Source organism: Trichloromonas sp., assembly GCF_041583255.1.
Lineage (GTDB): Bacteria > Desulfobacterota > Desulfuromonadia > Desulfuromonadales > Trichloromonadaceae > Trichloromonas.
On the sequence record NZ_JBFHGD010000194.1, the window covers coordinates 1 to 6,133 of the forward strand.

General features: G+C 61.8%; 4 protein-coding genes. 3 read left to right on the forward strand and 1 reads right to left on the reverse strand.

All coding sequences use genetic code 11. The annotated features are described in order from the left end of the window. From ABYV89_RS13445 to ABYV89_RS13455, 3 genes are all read left to right on the forward strand, one after another. Positions 1-2,220 (forward strand): putative bifunctional diguanylate cyclase/phosphodiesterase (locus ABYV89_RS13445; protein ID WP_432823459.1); only part of this gene is annotated, 2,220 nt, incomplete at its 5' end. Between the two features lie 20 nt (positions 2,221-2,240). Then, the gene (locus ABYV89_RS13450; RefSeq protein WP_432823460.1) at positions 2,241-2,546 is read left to right on the forward strand and encodes a rhodanese-like domain-containing protein; all 306 of its coding nucleotides are present in this window, start codon (positions 2,241-2,243) and stop codon (positions 2,544-2,546) included. 293 nt (positions 2,547-2,839) lie between these two features. Beyond that, positions 2,840-5,371, forward strand: coding sequence for a bifunctional aconitate hydratase 2/2-methylisocitrate dehydratase (locus ABYV89_RS13455; protein WP_432823461.1), 2,532 nt, complete (start codon positions 2,840-2,842; stop codon positions 5,369-5,371). 179 nt (positions 5,372-5,550) lie between these two features. Here ABYV89_RS13455 and ABYV89_RS13460 read toward each other — a convergent pair. After that, on the reverse strand, positions 5,551-6,133 hold a 583-nt coding region (locus tag ABYV89_RS13460; RefSeq protein ID WP_432823462.1), incomplete at its 5' end, for a TonB family protein.

A 6,133-nucleotide genomic window follows, 5' to 3' on the forward strand; every position in this document is an offset into this window, starting at 1 on the left:
GAAGAACAGGAGCTGGTTTCTTCCGGTTACAATGATTACCGGGAAGCCTTTGAACGCTACGAATTTCTTGTCGTCAACAGGTTTCCCGAACATGCGGACGTGCTTGATGATGTTCGCCGGATGGGCGATGCCTTGCTGCAGCGCAGTTCTCTGCTGATGAACGCCATGGGGCTGCAGGCTTCCGGCGAAACCCTGCTGGAACTCAAGGAGGCTTTCGAGCGGGACGAGAGGGGGTTTCTCCAGGTTATCGAGCGCGCCCTGCATAGAGAACAGGCCGAGCTGCGCCTCAGCAGTGAGCGGGTTCGCCTGGAAATCCGTTCGGGGATAGAGCGCATTGCGGTGGTCGCCGCCCTGTTGTTTGTCGGGATTCTGGTGCTCAGCATGATTTTGTCCGGCGCCATATCGCGGCCCGTGCGGCGCCTGAGGCGGGCCGCCGAATTAATTGGTGCCGGCGATCTCGAGGTCAGGACCGAAGTCGAAAGCAGCGATGAAATAGGTGATCTTGCCCGGTCCTTCAATCTCATGGCCGGGGAGCTGTCCCGGTTCAAGGGCGAGCTCGTTTCGGCCCGTGATCATCTTGAAAGCGTCATTGACGCCATGGCCGATTCCCTGGTGGTGACCACCTCCGACGGCACCATCGTCAGGGTCAACCCGGCGACCCTGTGCATGCTCGATTATCCTGCCGAAAGCTTGACCGGCCAGCCTGTTTCGAATGTGCTGGCGGATTCGCAGCAGCAGGAGAAAATTCTCGACGCGATGCTCTCCGGCGAGCATGTCCTTGATCGCGAAACCTTTTACCGCTGCCGCGACGGCAGCACGGTCCCGGTGGCGCTCTCGGTCTCTGCGCTGCCTGGGGGCAGGGATGGAGGGCTGATTTTTCAGGCCCGCAACCTGAGCGAACGGCGGGAGGCCGAACAGGAGATCCGCCAGCTGGCCTATTTCGACAACCTGACCGGTTTGCCCAACCGGATTCTGTTCATGGATCGGCTGCAACAGAGCCTGGCCCAGGTGGGTCGAGATAACAGCCAGCTGGCCCTTTTATTTCTCGATCTCGACCAGTTCAAGGTGGTGAATGACACCCTCGGGCATGCGGCCGGTGACGAACTGCTGCGGCAGGTGGCAAACCGTTTGGGCCGGGGGTTGCGGCAGTATGACATCCTCGCCCGGATGGGGGGCGACGAGTTCGTTCTGCTGATCTCCCCGGTTCAGGGCGAAAAGGCCGCCGCGGCCGTGGCCCGGCATATTCTCGAGATGATGGCCGAACCGGTGGTTTTGGATTCGAAAGAGCTTTTTGTGACCACCAGTATCGGGATCGTGCTTGCCCCCGCGGATGGCAGCGAAGCGGAAGTGCTGCTGAAGCATTCGGACGTGGCGATGTATGCCGCCAAGGAGCAGGGGCGCAATACCTACCGCTTTTTCTCTGAAGAGATGAACCGCAAGACCCTGCAGCGGAGTGAGCTCGAGGCCGACCTGCGCCGGGCGATCCGTAACGAGGAGTTCTGCCTGCACTACCAGCCCCAGGTTGACCTGGCTTCGGGCCGGGTCTTCGGGGTAGAAGCCCTGGTACGCTGGCAGCACCCGGAGAAAGGGCTGATCCTGCCGGGCAATTTCATTTCGCTGGCCGAAGATACCGGCCTCATCAGGCCCCTCGGCGAATGGGTGCTGAAAACCGCATGTGCCCAGAATGTCGCCTGGCAGCAGGCCGGCTATCCCCATATCCAGATGGCCGTCAACCTGTCGGGGCAACAGTTCGGGCAGCCGGGTTTCATTGATATGATCGACCAGGTACTGCAGGAAACGGGTCTTGAAGCCGATTATCTCGAACTGGAGCTGACCGAAAGCACCTTGCTGCACGGCGCCCATGAAGTGATCGCCAACATGCTCGATATCAAAGTGCGCGGCATTCATCTGTCGATCGACGATTTCGGCACCGGCTATTCATCGCTCAGCTACCTGAAGCATTTTCCCATTGACCGGCTGAAGATCGATCGCTCTTTTGTCCGTGACATTCATATATACAAAGATGATGCGGCCATTGTCGACGCGATCATCGCCATGGGGCACAGCCTCGGTCGGCGGGTTCTGGCCGAGGGGGTCGAAACCGATGCCGAGCTCGAATTTCTGCGTTCGCGGGGGTGCGACGAGGTGCAGGGATACCTTTATTCCAGGCCTTTGCCGGCCGAAGCGCTGATCGGCTGGATGAACGGCCGAGTGGACTGACAGCCAGGGATTGGTTTGCCGTGAAAATCGACGATCTCGAAAGAAAACTGAAAACGCCGCAGGCCCCCTGCGTCGTCGATGTGCGCAGCGGCATGGAATTTCGCTCCGGGCATATCCCGGGGGCCGTTCATGCGCCGCTGCTGTCGATCCTGCTGCGTCGGGTCCGGCTGCCGCAGGCCAGGGAAACCCTGCTGCTGCTGACCTGCGAACATGGCCCAAGGGCGCAGCTGGTCAAGTCGGTTCTCGGCCTTTTCGGTTACCGCAATCTCGACCTTCTGGAAGGGCACATGTCGGCCTGGCGAAAAGCCGGGCTGCCCATGGAATAGCGAGCCGTTGTCCTGTCCGCGAAGCCGCCGGTTTTTCTCCCCGCCAATTTAATCCAGAGCCCCTGAAAAGCGCTGCTGCCGCACCCGCCAAACTCGTATTTTTCCCCGACTTCAACGTTGACAATCGCCCGATCAATCGTATACAGTATGCAAGTTTCCGGTTTCGCCCGGCGGGTGAAAAGGGCGAATTTAGCCCCGTCCGGAAGCCTTGAAGTCGGCTCTAAGGCAACTTTTAATGGCGCTCCGGCTGTCGATACGCCGGGCCGCAACCCATTACATTGAGGAGGAGAGAGATGATCGAAGCTTATCTGAAACACGAGGAAGAGCGTAACGCTCAGGGCATCCCCGCGCTTCCCCTGACCCCCGAGCAGACCGCAGAGCTGTGCAAGCTGCTGCAGGCCCCCCCCGCGGGCAAGGAAGCTTTCCTGCTGAACCTGTTCAAGGAGCGCGTTTCCCCCGGCGTTGACCCGGCCGCCGAAGTCAAGGCCGACTTCCTCGGCAAGCTTCTCAAAGGGACGGCCAAATCCGCGCTGATCAGCAAGCAGGACGCCGTCAAGATTCTCGGCACCATGATCGGCGGCTACAATGTCAAGCCCCTGGTCGAAGCCCTCAAGGATGCCGAACTGGCCGACGAAGCCGCCTGCGCCCTGTCCGGCATCACCCTGGTCTATGATGCCTTCGACGAAGTGCTGGCCCTGTCCAAGTCCAACGCCGCCGCCAAAAAGGTTGTCGAGTCCTGGGCCAACGCCGAGTGGTTCACCTCCAAGCCGGCCATGCCCGAAATCATCAAAGTCAAGGTTTACAAGGTCGACGGCGAGATCAACACCGACGATTTCTCCCCGGCCGGCGACGCCTGGAGCCGCCCCGACATCCCGCTGCACGCCCTGGCCATGGGCAAGACCCGCTTCCCCACCGGCAACGCCGAGATCGCCAAGTTTCGCGCCGATGGTTTTCAGGTCGCTTTCGCCGGCGACGTGGTCGGAACTGGTTCCTCCCGCAAGTCGGCCTGCAACAGCGTGCTCTGGCACATCGGCAATGAAATCCCGGCCGTCCCCAACAAGAAGACCGGCGGCGTCATCATCGGCGGCGTCATCGCCCCGATCTTTTTCAACACCGCCCAGGATTCCGGCGCCCTGCCGCTGAAGATGGACGTGACCGCCATGAACACCGGCGACGTTATCGTCATCAACACCAAGAAGGGCGAAGTGACCGATGAGGCCGGCAAGGTCATCACCACCTTCGGCATCGCGCCCAACACCGTTCCCGACGAGTTCCGCGCCGGCGGCCGGATCCCCCTGATCATCGGGCGTGCGCTGACCGACAAGGCCAGAGCCGCCCTCGGCATGGGCGCCACCGACATCTTCACCCTGCCGGTCAACCCGGTGGCCAAGGCCGGCCAAGGCTACTCGCTGGCGCAGAAGATGGTCGGCAAGGCCTGCGGCGTCGAGGGGATCCTCCCCGGCACCGCCTGCGAGCCGAAGATGACCACCGTCGGTTCCCAGGACACCACCGGCCCGATGACCGCCGACGAACTGAAAGAGCTGGCCTGCCTGCGCTTCCTCTCGCCGATGTTCATGCAGTCCTTCTGCCACACCGCCGCTTATCCGAAGCCGGCCGACGTGAAGATGCACAAGAGCCTGCCCGGTTTCATCGCCGAGCGTGCCGGCGTCGCCCTGCGCCCCGGCGACGGCGTCATCCACTCCTGGCTCAACCGCCTGCTGCTCCCCGACACCGTCGGCACCGGCGGTGACAGCCACACCCGCTTCCCGATCGGCATCAGCTTCCCGGCCGGCTCCGGCCTGGTCGCCTTCGCCGGCGCCATGGGCTTCATGCCGCTGGATATGCCCGAGTCGGTGCTGGTGCGCTTCAAGGGCAAGTTCAATCCCGGCATCACCCTGCGCGACGCCGTCAACGCCATCCCCTACTGGGCCATCAAGCAGGGGCTGCTCACCGTGCCGAAGAAGAACAAGAAGAACATCTTCAATGGCCAGATCCTCGAGATGGAAGGGCTGCCCGACCTCTCCGTCGAGCAGGCCTTCGAGCTGACCGACGCCGCCGCCGAGCGCTCCGCCGCCGCCGGCTGCATCCAGCTCTCCGAGGAGAGCGTCTGCACCTACCTGCGTTCCAACGTCGCCCTGATGAAGAAGATGATCGAAGAGGGGTACCAGGATCCGCAGACCCTGCAGAACCGCATCGACGCCGTCAACGAGTGGCTGAAAGCCCCCAAACTGCTCAAGGCCGACAAGAACGCCGAGTACAAGGCGGTCATCGAGATCGACCTGGCCGAGATCACCGAGCCGATCCTGGCCTGCCCGAACGACCCGGACGATGTCAAGCTCCTCTCCGAGGTGGCCGGCACCCCGATCCAGGACGTTTTCCTCGGTTCCTGCATGACCAACATCGGGCACTTCCGCGCCGCCGCCGAAATCTGGCGCGGCCAGAAGTTCAACCCGGCCGTCCGCACCTGGATCTGTCCGCCGACCCGCATGGACCAGGAAAAACTCAAGGACGAGGCGCTCTATTCGATTTACAGCGCCATGGGCGCCCGCATCGAGATCGCCGGCTGCTCCCTCTGCATGGGCAACCAGGCGCGGGTTCCCGACGGGGTCAACATGTTCTCCACCTCGACCCGTAACTTCGATGATCGTATCGGCAACGGCGCCAAGGTGTACCTCGGCTCCGCCGAACTGGGCGCGGTCACGTCGAACATGGGCAAGCTCCCCACCCCGGCCGAGTACCTGGCCGTCTACAAGGAGAAGGTCGCACCCAAGGCCGAACAGATCTACAAGTACCTGCAGTTCGACGAAATTGCCGGCTACAACTAACCCGGCCTGAGACAAGGCCAGCGTTGCGGTAACACAAAGCCCCCGCCGGGAATTCCCGGCGGGGGCTTTGTGTATAAGCGAAAGGGAGCTGACTCAGGAAAAGCAGCCCGCCGAATGGCCTGCCTGGTTGCAGATAAGCTCATGCCAGCATGTTTTTTGCTGTTCAATAAGAAGGGTTATCAGGATTGCGGCAACCTGAAGCGGATAGGCAGTAGAACTGTCTCGCTGGCATTCTCTGTTCCGTTTTGGGCCGGATGGAATTTCCAGCCGCGAACCGATTTTTCGGCCGTGTCGTCCAGCAGCGAATAACCGGATGAGCTTTCCACCCAGACGTCGATGACCTCTCCTTGATCGCCGACCAGAACCCGCAGCCAGACTTCTCCCTGCCAGCGGCGTTTCAGGGCCAGGGCAGGATAGGCCGGGGGTGGATTAATGTGGTAACGTGGGGAGCGGGCAGGTTGATCCTCTCTAGTGAGGGTCGAGCGGGATTCCTGTGCCAGATCCGCAGTCAGCGAAGAGCCCGCTAAACCTTCGATCAATATGTCGGCCATTTGGGGGCTGGTGGGAGTTGGGTGGAGCGCTGGAGCTGTACGCCTGGGAACGGCCTGCGGTGAGGGGGTTCGTTCTGCCTGCGGGTGTTGCGCGCTGAGCGTCGGCTGCACCGGCGTGGCGCTTTGCTGGTGGGGAATCGTTGCAATCGGTTTCGGGGCCGGTATCGGGAAAGGCTTCGCCGACGCTGGTTTCACTGGTGATGGCTGCTTC

What these genes read in the sequence shown, in the direction of transcription:
- ABYV89_RS13455 (WP_432823461.1), top strand. Translation starts at nt 2,840, where the DNA reads ATGATCGAAGCTTATCTGAAACACGAGGAAGAGCGTAACGCTCAGGGC.